This window comes from Paenibacillus sp. FSL F4-0122 (assembly GCF_038002845.1).
Classification (GTDB): domain Bacteria; phylum Bacillota; class Bacilli; order Paenibacillales; family Paenibacillaceae; genus Paenibacillus_AQ; species Paenibacillus_AQ odorifer.
Map to the genome: position 1 here is coordinate 949,680 of NZ_JBBODI010000001.1, position 18,740 is coordinate 968,419.

Sequence of the window (18,740 nt, forward strand, 5' to 3'; positions counted from 1 at the left end):
CTACCATGACCAATCGACATCAGGTGCTTGATTTTTAACCGTAAAGATTCGTTCGATTACATTTTGTGTAGCTTCCGAATCTATGGATTGCCGATCAGCCTGCGTCACAAACTCAGCAATAGTCGGCTGACCAAACTCTTCAAATACAGTTAGTCTTACTTCGTATTTTCCGACTTCCTTTACCTTGAGATTCAAACGATCTAAATTCTCATTGCTAAAAATAGCCCATGGTTCACCTGTAAAACTACCGTTGTTATCTGAATCGTAGCGGTATTCCCAAAGCCTACTAACCACAATATCTTGATCTGGAGAGTAAGACATATCATCTATTGATATGGTCGCTTGATTACCATCTGAAGGATTACGATACGCAGTTCCAGCCATCGTAAAGTACGCAAAAGGTTTCTGGTCTGGTGCTATATCAAAAGTTGTTTCGTTTCTCGCAGTTAGCCCTAATGTATTCTCCACAAAAATGGTTGCTTTATATTTCCCTGGCTTCTTGAATAGCACATCTTTGCTATATACTCCGTTCAGGGATCCGCTATATTTAATATCAGAATTCGTTCCACCTGATACGGCTGTGATGGTGATTTTAGTCTTAGCATCTACTAACGGATAGTGAGTCGGGCTACTAACGTAACTTTGTATGATAACCTTTCGATTTTGCTTTAATGTACCATCTACCCTGATAGATGCATCTGGTTTTGGCTCGATGACATTGATCTCAGTGCTAGTACTTCCAGTCATTTTGTCATCGTCTATTACAGTCAAAGCAAGTGTTTGTTCCCCCAAATGGTCTTTATCATACCAAAGCGTTCCCCTTGGCAAAGTGCTCAATTCTCCCTTAGCATTAGGCGTATCCCAAAAGTAATCCGTAATATAACCATCAGGGTCATACGACCCTGCTGCACTGGCTACAAACTCTTGTCCTGCTTTTACAGTTTTGGGTGCATTTATAAGAGCTACTGGAGGTTTTAACTCTCTCGGTAGTTCTGGCGGTGATGTAGGACCTGGAAACCCTCCTCCCGGAGGATCTGAGGTTGTATACACTCCTGCTTTGACTGTAAAAGATTCTTTTAACGAGTCGAACTTACTTCTTTTGGTCACGACTTCATTCTTAAATCTCACTACTATACTTAGTTCGTACTCTTGACTGTAGTTACTTTTACCTGCCACTTTCTCCTTTGGAATTTCAAACCTGAAAGTTTCGTTTGCCGTTAGAGTTTTGGTATACACCTTTTTTGTCTGGAGCGAGCCTTCATTACCTTTCTCTTTGGCATAAAAAATCCATTCTGAAATGTTCGAAGTATCTTTATAGGATACGAGTTCGCCCTTCAAAGCAATTTTAACTGGCACATTCTTATTATCAAACTTAATTGGGTTTGGATTAGGTTGTTCTAGAATTGCAGAACCTGTAAGAGTAGCTTCATCTGGGAGACCATATTCAAAGCTGACTGTTCCCCCGTAGCTGTAGGTGGTGACTTTGACGTCAGCCAAGTAATAGTAGGATGCGAATGCTTTATACTTTCGTCCTTCCGCTTTTCCAGTTAAACCCGTATTATCTTCAGGATCCCAAGGCACTCCTGTAGGAATCGTATAGTTCAAAATAATTCTTCCATTTTTAAACTTTGGATCTTGAGCATAAGAAGATTTCTTAACTACTTGAGGTTTTATAGTAGACTCAATGATATTTTGAGAATCAATAACCTCAGTTTTAGATCCGTTATACCATTTTAGGTAATCTTTATCTTGATAAGGTCCTGCGGTTACTACCGTTATTGGTGGATTCTTAGAAGGATAACTATCAGTTGCAACTTTATCATCTGTCACCAAACTATCTCTTTTTTCATCATACTGATTTATTTGCCATCTTCTTCCGTCAGAGTATAACCATATTGAATTATAAATATCGGTCCTATATAGCAACTCAAAGGATGCTCTATAACCCTGAACCTCTTTTATATATTTTTGATTTGCAACCCCTTGTAATGTCACTTTAATCTTCCCGTTCTCAAGAGAGAGGCTAGTTTTTTCGTTAGATCCACTATATTTTAAAGTATCTGTCTTAACTGAAGAACTAGATACTCCACTAGGAAGTTCCAAATAGAAGTCTTTAGCAGCATTGTTTGATCCTTGTAAACCTGTAGTAATTGGGACAGCAACCGAGGTCAATTTCGTCTCGGCTGCTTTTACTGAAATAGCTGTCATAAGCTGAATGAGCAATAAAAAACATAGACATGAGATGATTATTTTTTTCATTTATACTTACTCCGGAGAATTAACTATAAATTTTTCGTCGAATCCGCCATCATGGAACAAGCGGATGGCAAAATAGTTAAAATCCTGATCATATAAATATGCTTGATAAGTAGTTAATTGCTCACTTGGCTTAAGAGTATAATAATAAAACGCTTCTTTATTATTTAATTTTTCCACATTTACTTTTGGCCAAATTTGGTCTAATTGTCCCTTACCTTGTAAACTTAAAATCCATTTTTCTTTTTGATCATTTAAGGATCTTTTAACAATTTTATTGCTGTTATTCTTAATCGTAATCTTTGTCCAGATGAAATGTTTAGGTTTGCTAACCATTACTCCAAAAGAATCATAATCATATTTCTTCACTAGATTTTGTGCATCTTTTGACTTGAAATCATAAATCATAAACTTCTCAAGCGTATAGCTAAGCCCACCTGCCGTAACCGTAACCGGCAACTCCAAATCCTTTTTCAAACCATATTTACTTAAGTTATCCCTCATAATAGGTACTGGTGTAGCAGTAGGTTTTGCTGTAGCAGTAGGTTTTGCTGTAGCTGTTGGTGTAGCCGTGGCTACTGGTGTAACCGCTGCTGCGTTAGTAATCACGTTCTGCCCCAATACCATGCTAAATAACATTGTCGTAGTCAAAGCTGCCCTTACAATGGTCTTCTTCATCACTGAATCTCTCCCTTTTCTTTAATTGGATTTTTATTACTTATTGAACTTATACTCCTGAACTGCTGGTACCCTGATGGGCTGTTGTGTTTTGGATCTGGAGATCAGAACCGGGTGCTCCGTCTCAATGACGGCAATAACCGAAGGACCTGCGATGTATTTGGTTATGCCATATTCGCTATCCTCGTATAAAAGTGGAAAAGTCACGCCATCGGAATCGTCAATAATATCGAATTTCACAATTTTCACTTGTGTCTTAAAACGACTGCCCCCTTGGGGGGAAAGACCGCTATCAAGGCCTAGATTGTTTTGCAGGGTTTGCTGAAAAGTATCGTACGCTTCTGTATGATCTATAATCAGATGACCACGAGTCAATTCGGTCTCATCTAATTCCTGTGCGGCATCGTGAACAGCCATATTATTTGCGTCTTTTAACATGCTGCGCAGCTGGTCCCACTCCTGATTCTGGATCTGAAAGAACCAGGAGTAGATAAAGATCAGTAGGACAAATGCCAGCTTAATAATGTAATCCATAAATTACGCTCATCCCTTAGTCAATCGAGATACTCACTCATAATTGATCCATGCCCATAATATCGAGTCGGCTGCGAAACCGTAGAAAAATTATAAGGAAACAGATTTATCCGCGGCGCGGTTACATACACATCAATTCGTTGCTTTCGCTCTTGAACGGTGTCTGTACTGCTCGTAATTTCTATCGAAGCTTCAGAAAATCCAATCGCCTTCAGATTTGAAATTACTTCATTCCGCATAGAAGCTGTAACCATCCCCTCTGTTGCTGCTTTTTGTGTGATATAGGACGTATTAGCTTTGACCTGTAAATCTAGCAGATAATCTATGTAGGTGAAGATAGGCTGCAGGATAATAAACAGGACTAGCCACATGAACAATGCCCGGAGGACGGTCTCCTTCATTAGATACGCCTCCTTCTAATACTGTTCCACTTGCTTAGTATGTGAGATGATGTCGTCCTGACTGCTGCCGATCATATGCGTAGCTACCGTGACAAACATCCCCGCTATTATAAATCCAATGGCCAAAAACATAGCGACGGAAATAGAGTCTTTTTTCATCTGATTTATACCGAAACGTGAGTCATGGACATAGTTACAGCAGTTTGGCTAGGAACCAGCGGTTGAGTTAGAGATACCCCCGGGATCGTCGGTCTATTATCATCTGCAGCATTAATCACGTCACGCACCAGAGGAATCAAAATGGCAATTACGATGGCCACACACAAAAAACCGATAGCGATAAACAAACCTGTAGAAATAGCGTCTTTTTTCATTGTTAATTTCTCCCTTTTTATTTTAGGTTTTAAAAATAAGGTTGAATATACAATTTTTCACTGGAACATGCCGACTCCATTAAAATTTCCTTTGATTAGCAAAATGTACTGCATCGCCATCGCAACGATCATCAAAAAAGTAGCAATCGATGGAATAACATTAATAATCGTCGATAGATCACCGATGAATGACCATTTTTTTAAATACTGATCGCTGGAGATTTTGGAGATAATCTTGCCTTGTTCACGCAAATAGTTTGCAGCTTCCGTGTCATCATCCATACCTTCTGTAGCCAGTAAAATGGACCGGATGTCATTAATAAAGTGATGGTTATCCGGAAATTTGGCACAAAACCATTCAATCGCCCCCTCCACACCCTCATCTACTGCCCGTTCTGACAGCTCATACAAGTCCTGACGTATATATTGAAAATGTCCCGCTGTACTCCCACAAAAAGCACCAAACTGCACATATCCGCGCTTACGTAGGCGATTATTCTCATAGAGGCGAATGAAGGAGATCAACTCGCCATCTTTTTGAATATTCGTCTTTTGGTGAAGCCACGCCAACACCCAACCAAGCGGAAGATAACGCATCGGACTGCTGATTACGAGAATAAGTAGAGCAATTAGAGGGTCATAGAATGAAAAAGGAACAGATCGGATGAAATCGCTGACGACTTGGCTAAATAAATAGATGATTGCCGCTGAATAACGAAATAGCGTAACTTTTCGAGCCGAAATTGATAAACCGCATTCATTCAACAATTGCTGAAATCTATCACTCTGCACGTGTTCACCCAGCGAATTCCACCGGATGCCCAGTCGGACAAGATATCGTTCCTGCTTACTGCTGCTGCTCACAAACACAAGTAATGCGACATACACGATTCCGATCACTGTAATTAGTAGTAATAATCTATCCATAGTTCATCACCTTAGTGGTAGTCCAGTTTGGGCCTGGCAAGAATAGTACTGATCACAAAAGAGATAAAAAGGCCGGAGACGATCACCATCAAAAAGGAAAGGCCTACCGTAGTTTCGAACTGCAGTTGAAAATAGACATCGGGCTTCAGCATATACATAAAGGTTCCAACCGTAGATACCAGCACCAGAAGATTCCCATATAAGCCAAGGCTGATCGCATCTCTGCTTCCTGCTTTTACAGTTAAAATCGTCTCTCTCTGCTGCTCCATAGAACGATTCAACAGCATTAGCGAGCTTTTTAAATAACGGGTTCCCTCCTTCTCGGCATAGAGCAAATCTGATATAAACTCTAAAGCGAAGGTGGTGCCAATCGCGCTGGAGAATCTCCCTGCCTCCTCAACAAGCTCCTTCTCATTACTATAATTAGAAAATGCGGCACCAAGCAGCTTCAGAGGACTCTTTAGTACATTTTTATCTGTTAGAAAATCCGCTGTACGATCAAGAATCGAATCTACCGACAAATGAGTGAATTTGGTGGAGATTTTGACTACATCGAGGAGATCGTAGCTTCCATGTACCTTCCGCTGTGCATAGATGTATCTCATACGAAAATAAGGAATCGTCGCAGATATTACAGCTATAAAAAGCGGAAATCTCCACGCCCCCTGAATCGGCTGTCCCTCATTAAAAGTAATCCCCACCAAAAAAGGATTGTTAAAACGCAACCTTCCAGGGAGCTCACTAAGCGTCAGTAGTCCTGATAAGAAAACCGCAATAAACAAAATGGCTGTACGCATAACAAAACGCATAACGCTAATGCCCGGTTCATACTTCCGGTGTACGAAATAGAGAAGCTTGTCCAGATGGCGGTAGAGCCACAGCCTTTTTTTAACCGAGCTGACCCTTTTGCCAAAAATACTCATCTTATGTTTAATTCGAAAATCCACTTTCTGGACTACCTGCCGTAAATGCCTTTCGATGAGCAGTTTGGTGAGTAACCACAGTCCCCACGCAATCCATAAATGAAGGACAAAACGAAAAATATAAAATAGTAAATCCATAGTTGCACCTCCTCACTCATTAAGTACAATCTTAGATTTCAAGCTTTCTTTAAGCGGCTGATCCATTGGCTTTGTTGAAGCAAGTCGTCCCAGCTCTTTTTGGAGAATCTGCATAGCCTGCGCATTTTTCTTATTCATTTTCAGCATCAGATTTTTCGTCAGCTTGTCATTGTAAGACCAACACATTTCCTGCGGCTCCCAGCGCATAAGATCATTAGCAAACACTGAATTTCTATCCTCTTCGTAAAAGATTTCTGATATTCGCGCCAGCCGCTTCTTCCCGTTCGGAACACTCTCCAAAATAAACACTAGCTCGCATGATTTCAGCGCAGAGATCAAATGCCCCTTAAGACTCCCGCCAATTCTTGTCGACACAGCAAACGCACCTTGATAAGGAATGTCCTCCGAATCCACGGTGTGGAAGGTTCCGGTAATCCCGTCGTATCCTTTTTCCCCACTCCACAAATAAAATTCCCACTCGTTATAACGCATCTCCGTCATATACAAAATATTTGGGTCATGCCGCAGCGACTCTACTCCCACCTCCATCAGTTCCTCATTCGCAGCTTGAATTGGAATAATTCGATGGCCTTTAATTTGATACGGTAAAATGGATTCCGGATGTTTCTCTATCATCACCACTCCCATGCAGGATGAAGAGCCAAGCAGCTGCTCACCAACAATCGTATTGGCAAAGGTTGTTTTTCCTGACCCTACAGCACCTGCAATAATGGTATTACGAAACGTGGACGATAACGCCCGAATGAACTCAACCGCCTCCGCAGGAATACATTCCGTACCCGCTTGATCCTCCAAATCCAGAAATTCTACAACTTGTCGCCGCAGTGATATCGTAGTAAAACCCTCCCAGACCCTAGGTGATACCCAAATCGCAAGCCGAATAAATCGACCTGGCCAGAGCGGATCATCCATTTTGAACTCCACCGAAGGATTATCCTTGTTCAGCTTTTTATTGGGATCACTTTTTAGTAAGGAACGCTTCAGCTGCTCCACCCGATCCAGTGAAGGCATCTCATACGGATAAGCTATAAATTCACCTTTATAGTTATAAAAAATTTGCTTCCCAATCATTTGTAATCCGGTTGACTCGCTGTATGCACGATCAGTAAACCAACGATACGCTGGCCCAAAGCCCTTCCACTCGTGATACAGCGCCTCTGCCGCCGTTCGGTACGCTTCTGGAACCTTTCCAGTAAAAGGTGTTTTTCGTAAGTACTTCTCAATCTCATTCATAAAAAAACTAACTGCCTGCGGATCGCCAATCAAAGCCTTTGCATTTAGCTCGAAGTAAGCGTCATCCTCACGTTCTAATCCTTCGTTCATCTCGGTCTTCATTTTTTGTAAAAAAGCATAAAAATCTTCCTTGCCCGGTTTGCTAGTGCGTAACACGCTTTGTTTTAGAGAAAAGAGTGGACGACTCGCGAGAGTTTCAATCATAGAAATATCCCTTTCTTTTTGGCCTCTGGCGCTAATCCCATCGACACCAATAGAGAATGTACCTTATCATCCACATGCTGTAGCTCTTTTTTGCCTAGAGGCAAGCTTTCCTGCAAGGGCTGGTAATACGGTAACTCCAGCAAGATTTCAGTGCCAAATCTAAGGGCCATATTTTTGGACGAAGATATTTCCTCCACATTACTGCGGTTAATGATCAGCTGGAAATCATGCGGACGCAGATCTATATGCCCCGTAAGCTCGAAAAGAGGTTCTAATCTGTATTCATGTTTAGGATGAGTGACAATCATGCGTAACGACGACTTTTGCATACCGACATACCACGCAGCACTCTCGGGAATTGAACCGAAATCAGCAATAACCACATCTGCATTTGCTCCAGCTCTAGCCAAGAAATATTCGATCTCCTCCTCCAGATAATCCTGAACACTTAAGTAGTCGTAATTTCCCGGTAGATACAAATAGCCATCCTGTCTAATCAATTGCTGGAAATCTTCATCATGAATCATCTTCCCTGTAAGCTTGGGGCGCAGTTTGTCTAGACTGATCGTAGCTTTGCGCTCATACCCGGGATCATATAGATCCAAACCAAGTACAAGAACACGTAGACCTGCCGCAGCAATTCGTCTTGCAAACAGCTTCGCCACACTTGTGCAACCAATGCCTGGACCTGAGCCAAAAAAACCAACCAAATTGCTCCGTTCCTCCCCATCCTCTTCCAGGATAAAACGAATCTTCTCTATCACTGCTGACGAGGTAGAACGAGGAGGAATAAAATATAGACCTAAGCTTTCACATAACATATGCACAGCTTGATAGCCCCGAATTCCCTTTTGCAGATATAAATACAGGATCATAGAGCTTGGATATTTGTATCGCAGCTCGCTAAGCGCTTGAACAGGTACCTGGTCACTAGTAACCATTAACATATGACCTTCGGTATGCGCCGGATCGGGATACACGTTTTGTGTAACTACATTAAATCCCGCGTTTTTGATATCATTAATCGTTAACTGATCTATGCCCAGACTAAATATTTTCAAGGCAATCTCCCCCTACTCTACCCGTACGATCCACAGCTTTTTGCCCTGCTCCAAAAATTTCCCTAGCCTTTGACCCTCATTTTTCTTCAGCTTCAATTCTGGTGTCGCCACCTTGCCAGTAGAAGTGAATCGGTTATTGTTGTTACCTTTCTCAGAATCCTGCACATCATTATTGTCTTCTGTTCGCACATAGTTCACGGTAACTCCAGATAAGAAGATCTCTTTAGTAGGATCGCTAAGCCAGCTTTGTTCTTTCACCTGCTCCTCGTTTTCTTTTTCCCCTGTATTTGAAACGAGCGCCTCTCGCTGCTTCTCTCGATCACCTTCTACAAGATAAATGTCTACCTTATCCCGGCTTCGTAACGAACCATTAATGGCATAGATGGCCTCCTTCGGAATAGGAAATATGCCTTCATCCCGCAAAGGCTCTAAATCACTAACATCCACCAGTGATGCTGTCAAAATACTACCGTTAGTCAGATTCACATTCGTAATTTTGTGCTCCACTTGTGCGATCTCCGTAATTACACCAGAGGGTATGTCCTTGGTCTGAACAGAATCCAGATACAAATCACTTGCTTTCAGCTCATAATTTTTAGGTAGAGATTCCCCAGCTCCCACCTTAACTTTGACCACGGTTTGGGAAAGCACGTAGGGCTTGAAATAGAGATCATAACCTAGCAATCCCCCGAATCCAGTAATCAAAATGAGACTTGCGAAGAAATAATTACGTTTTAACAAACGTCCCCGCTGTAACGACAAACCTTCCACCTCCTTAACTACATGATTTTTGAGAACGACAAAAAGCACCTTGGCATAAATAGCCAAGCTGCTGGTAAAATGCTTTTTTACCTCATAGAGATTTAGAGAACTATTAAATTAAAGGGTTCCGGTGAAAGCCCTCGGGCATAATCGTTGCTTTCACCGGAGAATACCTTTATTTAAATACTACAGTTTTATTCTGATGGACGAGAATTCGGTCCTCGATATGCCATTTCACCGCACGAGCCAGAACAACACGTTCAATGGTACGTCCAATCCGTTTCAGCTCAATAACATCATCACTGTGGCTTACCCGCTGTACATCCTGTTCAATAATCGGTCCACCGTCTAGTTCTTCAGTAACATAGTGAGCAGTTGCCCCGATAATTTTCACCCCACGTTGATATGCTTGGGCGTATGGATTGCCGCCAATAAAGGCAGGCAGGAAAGAGTGATGAATATTAATAATCTGATGGCGATAATGCTCAATAAAGGACGGCGAAATAATCTGCATATACCGTGCCAATATAATAACATCGATATCGTCTCCGATGACCTCTAACTGGCGTTTTTCTGCTTCAGCCTTAGTATCCGCTGTGACTGGAATATGATGAAATGGAATGCCAAACGACTCGACATAAGATTTCATATCCAAATGGTTACTAACGACGAGGGCAATATCGGCATCGAGATCGCCCGCTTGCCACTGCCAGAGCAGTTCAACAAGACAATGGTCTTCTTTAGAGACGAATATGGCAAGTTTCTTCTTATGACGAACATTAAAGATCTTCCAGTCCATCTTAAAACGCTCCGCCACTCCGCCAAATTGAGAGCGAATCTCTTCCAGACGATCGCCTAATTCAGGTAGGTCAAACTCGACTCTCATAAAGAACATTCCACCATCTGGATCCATCGTATACTGATCCGACTGCACAATATTTGCGCCATGCTGATACAGAAAGTGTGATACAGCCGCCACAATTCCCGGTCCGTCAGGACAGGAAATGAGCATACGTGCCCGGTTGGAATAATGCTCGACACCTGACGAATTGTTTCTTTTTACGTGTAATTCCATGACCCTCTTCCCATCCTCTCATCTACATACGCAATCTGAAGTATAGCTTAAGCGTTCACGAGCACTTATTTGCCTGCTAACCAAGCAATTAAGCGATGATTAATAGCTTCCTCGCTTAGCTGCGGGAACAGCTGGGCAGCGACAACTTCATCGTATAGACGCTCCAGTGGTTCACGTGGATCAGCTTTTTTAGCTTTGGCATCGTTCTTCAGCAGCTCCCAGACATTAAGTACATATTGACGGGAATCGATCTCCTGCTTGGCAAAAAATTCACGTAATGTTTCAACATCCTGCACGAATTCCGCTCCAAACCGTTCAGCTACATTACCACGCAGCAAAGCGATCTCCACCTCATACATCGGACGTTGTGTCTTAGCATCCTTACCAATCCATGGGGTCTCCAGAATGAAAGGCAGACCTTCCAGCTTTTCATGGTGTACGATTTTGTTAATCGTATCAAAGCCAATCCAACCCGAGCCAATTGGAGTGTGACGGTCTTTGCGAGCGCCACATGGATTTTTACTGTCATTAATGTGGATTACACCAAGACGGTTCAATCCGATAGTCTCATCAAATTTGTTGAGAACACCGTCCAAATCATTAACGATATCATAGCCAGCATCATGAATGTGGCAAGTATCAAGACAGACCGACAGACGTTCGTTATGTTCGACCTTAGCAATAATAGAAGCGATTTCTTCAAAACTGCGGCCGATCTCTGTTCCTTTGCCAGCCATAGTTTCTAGAGCGATATGCACTTCCGTTTCGTTCGTGCCTCCAAGCACCTCATTCAAGCCATCTGCAATCCGCTGAATACCATATTCAGCATCTTTATCAGTGAACGCACCTGGATGTAATACAATATGCTTGACCTCAAGTGCATGGGTACGGCGAATTTCCTCTTGCAGGAAATCAACAGCCAGTTGATACGTATTCTCTTTATAGGAAGCGAGATTAATAATGTAAGGTGCATGGACAACAATCTCCTCTACACCATTTTCTTTCATAACTTGCTTCCCTTCGTTGGGATACATGGCATCAATCGGCTTGCGGCGCGTATTCTGCGGCGCTCCTGTATATATCATAAACGAGCTGGAACCATACTCATTTGCTTCATTTGCTGCGGTCAAAAGACCCTTGTCCGAGCAAGACACGTGTGAACCTATTTTCAGCATACTTCTTCCCTCTTTCCTTCACGAATTAACCCCTATTCTACCGTGATCGGAAAAATAAATCTAGACGAGGCCAATATGCCGGGTTCTGCTTCGCAAAACTTTGGAAATAAGCTATACTTTAATATGAGAATAATTCGTGTGAGAATCCTCATTGCCAAAAGGTGGTGTATGCATGTTTATCCAATCAGGACTTGGTTTATTATCCACACCGAGCAATTGGTTTATGAACTCTATCGCTTTCTGGACATTTATGCTGCTTGGTTCCATGTGTATCGGCGGTTTTTTTATGTTCCGCAAATTCCTAAAGGTCCTGCCCAAAGCTGATGGAAAGTCAAAGCTAGACTGGCAAAATTACTGGGTAGAACGTAGCCGCCCGCTCTGGAGTGACGAAACAAAGGCCTTTTTGGACCAGCTTGTTCAACCTGTACCTGGGCCATTTCGTGATATTGCGAAGCATTCTATTGCTGCCGAGATCGGAAAAATCGCAGTCGAGAGCAATGCAAAAGAAGTTACTCGCGATCACTGTATTAAAGGTTACATAGTTGCCACACCGCGGCGCGATAACCGTTTTCTTGTCAATTTTCTCGAAAAGAATAAAATCGATTACTCTGCTTACCAGCATTTGTTTAAGTAATTTTTAATGAATTGTACGATTTAGAACGGAGGCCCTCCTTTGAAATATGTGATATGTGGCGGCACCGGTTTTATAGGTAGCGAACTAGCAAAATACTGGCTGCAAGCAGGTAATGAAGTTGCTATTGTAGGTCGGAATTTACCAAAAGACGCAACAACAATTCATCCTAAGCTGAGTTACCACACCTGGGACAGTCTAAGTTCTAATCCCGCTCCAGTGGAAAAAGCAACTGCCCTAATTAATCTCGCCGGAGCTTCCCTTAGCCAGCGCTGGAGTCCAAGTCGCAAAAAAGCGATTATGCAATCCCGACTTGCAACCGTTTCCGCAGCAGCTAAGTTAGTAGATCAAATGAAGCAAAAGCCTTCCGTAATCATTCAGGCTTCCGCCGTGGCGATTTACGGTACCTCTTTAGAGGATACTTTTAATGAGTCCTCACCAGCCCAGGTCATGGATTTCCCTTCAGAAGTAGTTAAGACATGGGAAGAAGCTTCAGATGAAACCTACCATGATATCCGCGTGGTCAAGCTGCGTACCGGAGTTGTGCTCGGCAATGAGAGCGGAGCATTCCCCAAAATGAAGCTGCCTTATTTATTAGGTTTTGGCGGAAACATTGGCTCTGGAAAGCAGTGGCTCTCTTGGATCCATCTGACGGATATCGTCCGTCTAATTGATTTCTGTACGCAAAATCCAACGATTAACGGACCTGTTAATGCGACTGCTCCACATCCGGTAACGAACGAAGAGTTCGGCAGAACGATTGGCAAAGTCTACAAACGGCCGCACTGGTTCCCTTTGCCAGCCTTCCTGTTAAAAACAGCAGCCGGAGAATTATCCGAAATCTTACTCAAAGGTCAGCGCGTCCTGCCCGCAGCGGCATTAAATCATGGCTTTGACTTTACCTTCCCTACACTTCAAGTCGCTTTAGATGATTTGAAAAAACAAAAATTATAGAGCCACATTCATCGTTAGAACTCACCTTCATACTGTATGGAATGTGTAGCTTCCTTTTACAATTTTAAATGTGGTCCCCTCTGTTAGTGGATACTCTTTATACGGGACCATGGCTTCACCTTGAAAAAGCGTTCCATTTCTGGAGTCAAGATCCTTCAGAATATATCCGCTGGTGCTTCTAGATATCTCAGCGTGTACTCTAGAGGCGCCTTCTGATCTTTCCACATATTGAGCCACCTCTGCCGATCGGCCGATAATGAAGCTAGTTCGATTTAACTCGATCATCTCTGCCTCTTCGCCCTCCTCACCGCTTCTTTGGAGATAAGGAATACTCCGATCCAGCTTTTCGATTTGTCGTCCTTGCTCAGGCGGTTTCTCCTGTGATAATAAGGTTGTTGGAGCTATTGCTTCTGGTGCTTTAACAGAACTTTGTTCCTCTGCTAGTGATTCATAACGGGTTGCCGGAACGCTAGCTGCTGAATCCGAGGATTGCGGAGTTATCTTTGGAATTGTTGCTGGAGAACGCGTAGAAGTCACAGGGTTCCTGCCAAAATTCCACTCCAATTCTTTTCGACTCGGATTACAGTTAGTATCTTCAGAATCCTCACCCAGGCCATCAACATCTTCTTTACCAACCTTTAGCCTTCCGCTCCAAACCATCCAGCTTAAAACAGCCAATACAATCGTCACAACTCCACAGACGGCAAGCCATAACGGCTTGGGACTATCCAAATATAGAAACTTCCACAGTAGTGCATCGCCTAATAGAAACCCTAGCACTATATAGGTTCTTGAGCTTGAGGCTTGTGGATTCGTTACCTGCTCATCCTCCAAGCTTAGAGACAGGCTCTCCTCCTCTTTTATCTTAAGATTAGGATAGCTGCTGATCCAAGGAGTAGCAGTCGGCTGCAGCTCCAATTCCTTATCTTCGCGATGCTCATATATTTTTCTTAATGGTGGAGCTGCTGCCTCTTTCACTAGATATTCTTTTACGCCTTCATGAAGCTGTCTTTCAGGTGTAACGGGCTCTCTTTCTGTCAGCAACTCTGATAAAAGAATCTTTAAGCCAGCTGGAGTAAATCCCTCTTCACTGCAATATTGCAATAGTCTTTGCACACCACTGCCAGTAAGCTCTGTGATAGATGCCATTAACACCATAATCAGTGTCTTGAGTGACTCTCCAAGCTTTGAAACAGACTTACTCTCCTGAATGGGTATGTAGGTTAGGTATACTTTACCGCTCTGTAACGACCCTTCAATAAAAATGTAATCTGCATGCAAAGCATACTGTTCCGCCCGCAGCATATATAACCTGCCATCTTCCATGCCTTGGACAATTTGCAGCAATAACCCGTAAAACGAGTTCATACTTAGCTTCTCTCCTTTGAGTAGATGACTAAGCATTTTTTTGCGTAAAACAGCGTATTCCATAGTAACCTTCATATCTATTTCTCTAAGTAACAGCCTCAAATGATGAGGAATGTCGGTGTTCATCAGCATGCGTGCCTGAATCAAATTAAGCTTCTCCGCAGGTATTCCTTCGGGTTCACCAAGGATCATATATATACCATCCTGTTGTATAAAATCACGGGTTAATCCGAACAACAAACATCAGCTCCCGAACTAAAAGTATAGATAAGCGCATATGGAACCAGGGATAACAGCCAGCATGAAAGGGAATTTCAACAGTTCACTATCGTTATTTTTTAATAGAAACGGACTCTTCCATAAAATAAATCCAGAAATTCTGCTGATGATCTTACGCGAACGACTGATCGCCTCCCGTCTCTTTAAAACAATTAGCCAGCCTATTAAAGCTCCAAATAGTACGGAGTACATCACGACTTGCAGCGTAAAAAACATCCCTGTCCACGCGCCGATTCCAGCAAAAAGCTTAACATCCCCCGCGCCAACCGCCCCTATTAAATGCATGATCAGAAGGACTGTAAATCCTACAGCAGCTCCCCCGAAAGCCCTCAGCAGTCCATGCCAGCTATTTATCACCCCTTGTGCAAGCAGACCAGTGAAAAAGCCTGACAAGGTGATCCAGTTTGGTATTCTCATCGACTTTAAATCTGTAATAAGTGCCGCTGCTAAAAACGGTAGACATCCCCAAAATGCCCACTCTGCCATTTATTACACTCCTTTTTCCACCCTTTCACTTCACTACTGTGAACATAACCTCAACAGATCTACCGTCATCCAGTTGTATAACAAACGGCCACGAGCCCGGTGTGGTATTTACGCCAATTTTCCATTCCCACTCGATATATCCATCTGCATCCGCTTGTTTCCAGCCTAAATATTTGGCAGTACTGCCCCCGCTCTTATAAAAGACTGACAAGCTGGCAGAAGCATCCGGCGGTATTCTGGCACGAACCTTGCCTTGCTTATTCGCTACAGCCGGGTTCGGCTTTTCTAAGATTTCAATGAATTCTTCTGGTTGGCCAGTACCGTTCCCCTCCTTGGTTGTGCCTTCTCCTGTATCCCCGATCCAGAGACGTTCAACAGCACTTGCTTCTAATACAATACTTTGGTTCAGAAAAGGGACTTTCATCGGCAGCTTATAACTAACCACTAGCCCAAGGTATGGATAAGTACCCTCTTTTAGCTCCGGCACCATAACATTGGATACATGAATTCGCTCATAATCCAGTAAATCTGATGTCAGGTATGGTTTCAATAAAGGTTTGATCGCAAGATCAAGTACACTTTCACTGGTCTCTGCCTGAAGCTTCTGCAACGGTCCCTCACCACTTTCTAAAGCGGACATAACCCACTCATTTATCGGATTGGGTAAAGACTCAGCATAACTATTGCCCCAATCAGTAAGTGACAAGCGAGGAATAGTCCAATTCAGGCCAGCAGAATGATCACTGTCATCCCACCCTGAATCATCACTTACTTCGCTGGATGTTCCCCATTTCTGCACCGCCAAAGCCGCAGGATACATATGAGTTGAAATAGACTTTACAGTGTCTGATGCTGTACTTTGCAAAGCTGTCGAATACAAGGTCATCTGTACGATAGATATCAGGAACAGGACGAATAGCAGGAAGAACGGAAGAATCATCGCCGCTTCTACTACCATGCTACCTTCTTCCTTGTCCTCCCCTCTGATTCCATACCCATCCCCCATCTCCTTACCAACCTCCCGCTAATAAGAATAATCAGCTTTTACTGCCCTCAGATACTTATTCCCTTGTACATCTCCCGGAAAACTAGCGGTATAATTCAACATTTTAACTACACCTGGCAGAAACCATAACTGCATTTGGAGCTTAATGTCCGATGATACATAGGTGTTTCTTTCCTCTGGATTTATTCCTGTGTTCAGTTGAATCAGAGCCAGCATCCGCGATAGCTGCACTTCCCCGCCTCCATGCATTATCATGAACAGTCGCAGATGATCACGGTAAGTCAGCTGCGCCGGCATATATTTAGATAAAGGAATCGCATCCTTCTCACAAAGCTGCAACATATCCTGAATGGCATGCTGGATTCCATACAACAGTGCCGCCGCTAGAACAGCCAGTGGATTTCCCAAGGTTGCCTTCTCTATAAAACCTTCCATCGTGCGAATGGACAACCTCATCGCGAATATTTCGGCATAGGCTGCGGCCACATTCCCCGCGGGATTATGAAATCCGTATAAAATGTATTCCAGCTCCTGAGCGCGAGGATCAAGCTGATCTGTGAGCTCACTAGTGTCTTCCAGAGAATTCAGTGCCAGACTAGCTAACTTTGAAACATCAAAATGCTGAAAATAAAGCGCGGAATACTCCGTTTGAAAAAGCCTGTCTCTAGCGCCCCCCATAATGCCACTCATTGCTGCATAAATCCCGTCAATATCCTTCATCGCCGAACTTCCAGCAGCATAGGGATCTGAGGATACTTCAGATTTATCAGAGGATTGAGACTCCAATCCGTTGTTAAATGAAACATTGTCCTCATAAAATTGATGAAGGATTTGATAACGTTCCATCGAAGCTGCCGCTCCGCTACCTAGCATTCTAATCTTGTTCAGTAGTGCTCTAACCTCGCCCAGCTTGGATTTGGCTTCCCACTCTACTTGCTTACGTGCTTTATCCGAGCTGCGATGCTGTTCAAGAAAAGCCAAATCACTAGCGATAACACTTCCCTTCTTACCGTATTTTTTATAATAGTTGTCCACTACATGCGAAGCCCCTAGAACAGAGGAAATCATTTGGTAGGAATCGCCGTTGACTCCCAAAGCTTCATGCAGCTCTGCTGACAATCCTGTTACCGTCGGTTCAATGGATTCGTACACACTTTGTTGCATAAATAAACTATTCTCCATACTACTAATGTCAGCCGAAGAGAGGATCAAGGCATCTTCCTGTTCATGCAGCTTTTTAAGTGGCTCAGCACTTATTTCCCCTGAACTTCCCGGAATATCCCAGTCTTTAGCAGGATCGTCCGCCAGATTTACGCCACTTATTCGGGAAGCTGCCAAAACATCTCTCATCTCATCATTCAATTGCTGCGCCTTGTTTAACGCATCCTTCGCTTCCTCCATTGATTGTCCATGTTCTTCACGAAAGGTTGTTAATAAGGCTGGGAGCCGCGATAACATCTCTGAAGTTCGGCTCTGATAAAGTGCCAACTGATAAGTGTACTTTGCAGGCTTTTTACTATCACGATACAGATCGTCGTAATATTTCCCGAGATAGTCACTATACTGTGCTGGTATATCCGCGGCTGCTTGCATGCTTCCGAGCGAATGGGCCGAGATAGAATCCCCGGGCGGATTCATAATCCATAGCAGTATTCTTCTTCCACTCTCCGCCGCTTGGCTTCTCCGCTCTAACATTAGATCCAAATTCTCTTCACGTTCATCATATAAAGGTTGCAGCTTACTAAGTAATTCGGTAGCTCTTGAGGTCTCTGCCATTACGCCTGACAGCGGTTTGAATTTACCTGCCAGCTCCAAGGCGAAATCTACCGGAGCCTTATACTTCATCTCTTCCAGTATTTGATGACGAAAAACATCATAACTTCCCAGCGGCCGGCTCCATTCCAAGGAGGAGGATTCCAGTGCAAAGGGTAAGAGATTGAACGTATCCCCCCGCCCACTTTTATGCAAATTTTCGTTGAGCACTTTGGACAGCAGCATATCTCCATTGCTATCACCAAATGCAAACAAACCGTACTTCTCTCGTAATTCAACATGATATGAAGACATAACAGAGCGGACACTGGCTCTCGCTAATCGTTCCTCCTGAACGTTGAACGCAGCAATTCGCGCATAATCAATCAGCACAGCAGTAAAAAGAAAGACGAAAGCCAGCACCATGATTAGAAAAATTGTAACTGAGCCTTCTGTTTTGCCCTTAGCAGGACAACCGGTAAATTTACTTTTCATTAAAACC

At 43.2% G+C, this 18,740-nt stretch carries 19 protein-coding genes; 2 read left to right on the forward strand and 17 right to left on the reverse strand.

Translation table 11 applies throughout. The annotated features are described in order from the left end of the window. The 13 genes from MHH49_RS03955 to MHH49_RS04015 all read right to left on the reverse strand — a co-directional run bounded on the left by MHH49_RS03955 (position 1) and on the right by MHH49_RS04015 (position 11,762). On the reverse strand, positions 1–2,259 hold the full coding sequence (locus tag MHH49_RS03955) for a PKD domain-containing protein (protein ID WP_341137909.1): 2,259 nt from the start codon (positions 2,257–2,259) through the stop codon (positions 1–3). Between the two features lie 6 nt (positions 2,260–2,265). After that, positions 2,266–2,934 (reverse strand): hypothetical protein, encoded by a 669-nt coding sequence (locus tag MHH49_RS03960; protein ID WP_038569127.1) that lies wholly within the window; start codon positions 2,932–2,934, stop codon positions 2,266–2,268. 36 nt (positions 2,935–2,970) lie between these two features. Next, positions 2,971–3,468, reverse strand: a complete 498-nt coding sequence (locus tag MHH49_RS03965) for a hypothetical protein (RefSeq protein WP_052096826.1) — start codon at positions 3,466–3,468, stop codon at positions 2,971–2,973. A gap of 20 nt (positions 3,469–3,488) precedes the next feature. Continuing rightward, positions 3,489–3,869 carry a hypothetical protein gene (locus MHH49_RS03970; protein WP_036681716.1) on the reverse strand — a complete coding sequence of 127 codons (381 nt, stop codon included), beginning with the start codon at positions 3,867–3,869 and terminating at the stop codon, positions 3,489–3,491. Positions 3,870–3,884: 15 nt separating this feature from the next. Further along, entirely contained in the window at positions 3,885–4,028 is a 144-nt protein-coding gene (locus MHH49_RS03975; protein WP_155288092.1) for a hypothetical protein, read from the reverse strand. Between the two features lie 5 nt (positions 4,029–4,033). Next, a complete protein-coding gene (locus MHH49_RS03980) occupies positions 4,034–4,243 on the reverse strand; it encodes a hypothetical protein (RefSeq protein WP_036681712.1) in 210 nt (69 codons plus the stop codon). A gap of 57 nt (positions 4,244–4,300) precedes the next feature. Beyond that, complete coding sequence (locus MHH49_RS03985) at positions 4,301–5,170, reverse strand: hypothetical protein (protein ID WP_036681711.1); 870 nt, start codon at positions 5,168–5,170, stop codon at positions 4,301–4,303. An 11-nt stretch (positions 5,171–5,181) separates the two neighbouring features. Continuing rightward, a complete protein-coding gene (locus MHH49_RS03990; protein WP_038569125.1) occupies positions 5,182–6,231 on the reverse strand; it encodes a hypothetical protein in 1,050 nt (349 codons plus the stop codon). 12 nt (positions 6,232–6,243) lie between these two features. After that, positions 6,244–7,689, reverse strand: a complete 1,446-nt coding sequence (locus MHH49_RS03995; protein ID WP_341137910.1) for an ATPase, T2SS/T4P/T4SS family — start codon at positions 7,687–7,689, stop codon at positions 6,244–6,246. Then, positions 7,686–8,750: a hypothetical protein gene (locus tag MHH49_RS04000; protein ID WP_038569124.1), complete on the reverse strand. Its 1,065-nt coding sequence runs from the start codon at positions 8,748–8,750 to the stop codon at positions 7,686–7,688. Before MHH49_RS04000 ends, MHH49_RS03995 begins: the two co-directional genes overlap by 4 nt. Positions 8,751–8,762: 12 nt before the next feature. Next, positions 8,763–9,512 (reverse strand): SAF domain-containing protein, encoded by a 750-nt coding sequence (locus MHH49_RS04005; RefSeq protein WP_038569122.1) that lies wholly within the window; start codon positions 9,510–9,512, stop codon positions 8,763–8,765. 175 nt (positions 9,513–9,687) lie between these two features. Next, positions 9,688–10,587 (reverse strand): formyltetrahydrofolate deformylase, encoded by a 900-nt coding sequence (gene purU, locus MHH49_RS04010; protein WP_036681703.1) that lies wholly within the window; start codon positions 10,585–10,587, stop codon positions 9,688–9,690. Positions 10,588–10,652: 65 nt separating this feature from the next. Then, positions 10,653–11,762 carry a deoxyribonuclease IV gene (locus MHH49_RS04015; RefSeq protein ID WP_038569120.1) on the reverse strand — a complete coding sequence of 370 codons (1,110 nt, stop codon included), beginning with the start codon at positions 11,760–11,762 and terminating at the stop codon, positions 10,653–10,655. A 172-nt stretch (positions 11,763–11,934) separates the two neighbouring features. Here MHH49_RS04015 and MHH49_RS04020 point away from each other — a divergent pair, with 172 nt between their 5' ends. Both MHH49_RS04020 and MHH49_RS04025 read left to right on the forward strand, forming a co-directional pair. Then, positions 11,935–12,396 (forward strand): DUF2621 domain-containing protein, encoded by a 462-nt coding sequence (locus MHH49_RS04020; protein WP_036681700.1) that lies wholly within the window; start codon positions 11,935–11,937, stop codon positions 12,394–12,396. A gap of 48 nt (positions 12,397–12,444) precedes the next feature. Continuing rightward, on the forward strand, positions 12,445–13,347 hold the full coding sequence (locus MHH49_RS04025; RefSeq protein ID WP_326048280.1) for a TIGR01777 family oxidoreductase: 903 nt from the start codon (positions 12,445–12,447) through the stop codon (positions 13,345–13,347). 27 nt (positions 13,348–13,374) lie between these two features. Here the strand turns inward: MHH49_RS04025 and MHH49_RS04030 are convergent, their stop codons facing one another. From MHH49_RS04030 to MHH49_RS04045, 4 genes are read right to left on the reverse strand one after another with little or no spacing between them, the layout of a single operon-like run. Beyond that, positions 13,375–14,952, reverse strand: a complete 1,578-nt coding sequence (locus MHH49_RS04030) for a DUF6382 domain-containing protein (RefSeq protein ID WP_326048259.1) — start codon at positions 14,950–14,952, stop codon at positions 13,375–13,377. Positions 14,953–14,970: 18 nt separating this feature from the next. Then, entirely contained in the window at positions 14,971–15,480 is a 510-nt protein-coding gene (locus MHH49_RS04035) for an A24 family peptidase (RefSeq protein WP_076316888.1), read from the reverse strand. Positions 15,481–15,505: 25 nt separating this feature from the next. After that, positions 15,506–16,486, reverse strand: a complete 981-nt coding sequence (locus MHH49_RS04040; RefSeq protein WP_326048258.1) for a TadE/TadG family type IV pilus assembly protein — start codon at positions 16,484–16,486, stop codon at positions 15,506–15,508. Positions 16,487–16,504: 18 nt separating this feature from the next. Beyond that, a complete protein-coding gene (locus MHH49_RS04045) occupies positions 16,505–18,733 on the reverse strand; it encodes a hypothetical protein (RefSeq protein ID WP_341137911.1) in 2,229 nt (742 codons plus the stop codon). Positions 18,734–18,740 lie beyond the last annotated feature (7 nt).

Bases quoted from the DNA above. Each gene is read 5' to 3' on its own strand.
- MHH49_RS03970 (WP_036681716.1), bottom strand. From the start codon at position 3,869: ATGAAGGAGACCGTCCTCCGGGCATTGTTCATGTGGCTAGTCCTGTTT.
- MHH49_RS03955 (WP_341137909.1), bottom strand. From the start codon at position 2,259: ATGAAAAAAATAATCATCTCATGTCTATGTTTTTTATTGCTCATTCAG.
- MHH49_RS03990 (WP_038569125.1), bottom strand. From the start codon at position 6,231: ATGGATTTACTATTTTATATTTTTCGTTTTGTCCTTCATTTATGGATT.
- MHH49_RS03985 (WP_036681711.1), bottom strand. From the start codon at position 5,170: ATGGATAGATTATTACTACTAATTACAGTGATCGGAATCGTGTATGTC.
- MHH49_RS03980 (WP_036681712.1), bottom strand. From the start codon at position 4,243: ATGAAAAAAGACGCTATTTCTACAGGTTTGTTTATCGCTATCGGTTTT.
- MHH49_RS04035 (WP_076316888.1), bottom strand. From the start codon at position 15,480: ATGGCAGAGTGGGCATTTTGGGGATGTCTACCGTTTTTAGCAGCGGCA.
- MHH49_RS03965 (WP_052096826.1), bottom strand. From the start codon at position 3,468: ATGGATTACATTATTAAGCTGGCATTTGTCCTACTGATCTTTATCTAC.
- MHH49_RS04020 (WP_036681700.1), top strand. From the start codon at position 11,935: ATGTTTATCCAATCAGGACTTGGTTTATTATCCACACCGAGCAATTGG.
- MHH49_RS03995 (WP_341137910.1), bottom strand. From the start codon at position 7,689: ATGATTGAAACTCTCGCGAGTCGTCCACTCTTTTCTCTAAAACAAAGC.
- purU (WP_036681703.1), bottom strand. From the start codon at position 10,587: ATGGAATTACACGTAAAAAGAAACAATTCGTCAGGTGTCGAGCATTAT.
- MHH49_RS03960 (WP_038569127.1), bottom strand. From the start codon at position 2,934: ATGAAGAAGACCATTGTAAGGGCAGCTTTGACTACGACAATGTTATTT.
- MHH49_RS03975 (WP_155288092.1), bottom strand. From the start codon at position 4,028: ATGAAAAAAGACTCTATTTCCGTCGCTATGTTTTTGGCCATTGGATTT.
- MHH49_RS04045 (WP_341137911.1), bottom strand. From the start codon at position 18,733: ATGAAAAGTAAATTTACCGGTTGTCCTGCTAAGGGCAAAACAGAAGGC.
- MHH49_RS04015 (WP_038569120.1), bottom strand. From the start codon at position 11,762: ATGCTGAAAATAGGTTCACACGTGTCTTGCTCGGACAAGGGTCTTTTG.
- MHH49_RS04040 (WP_326048258.1), bottom strand. From the start codon at position 16,486: ATGGGGGATGGGTATGGAATCAGAGGGGAGGACAAGGAAGAAGGTAGC.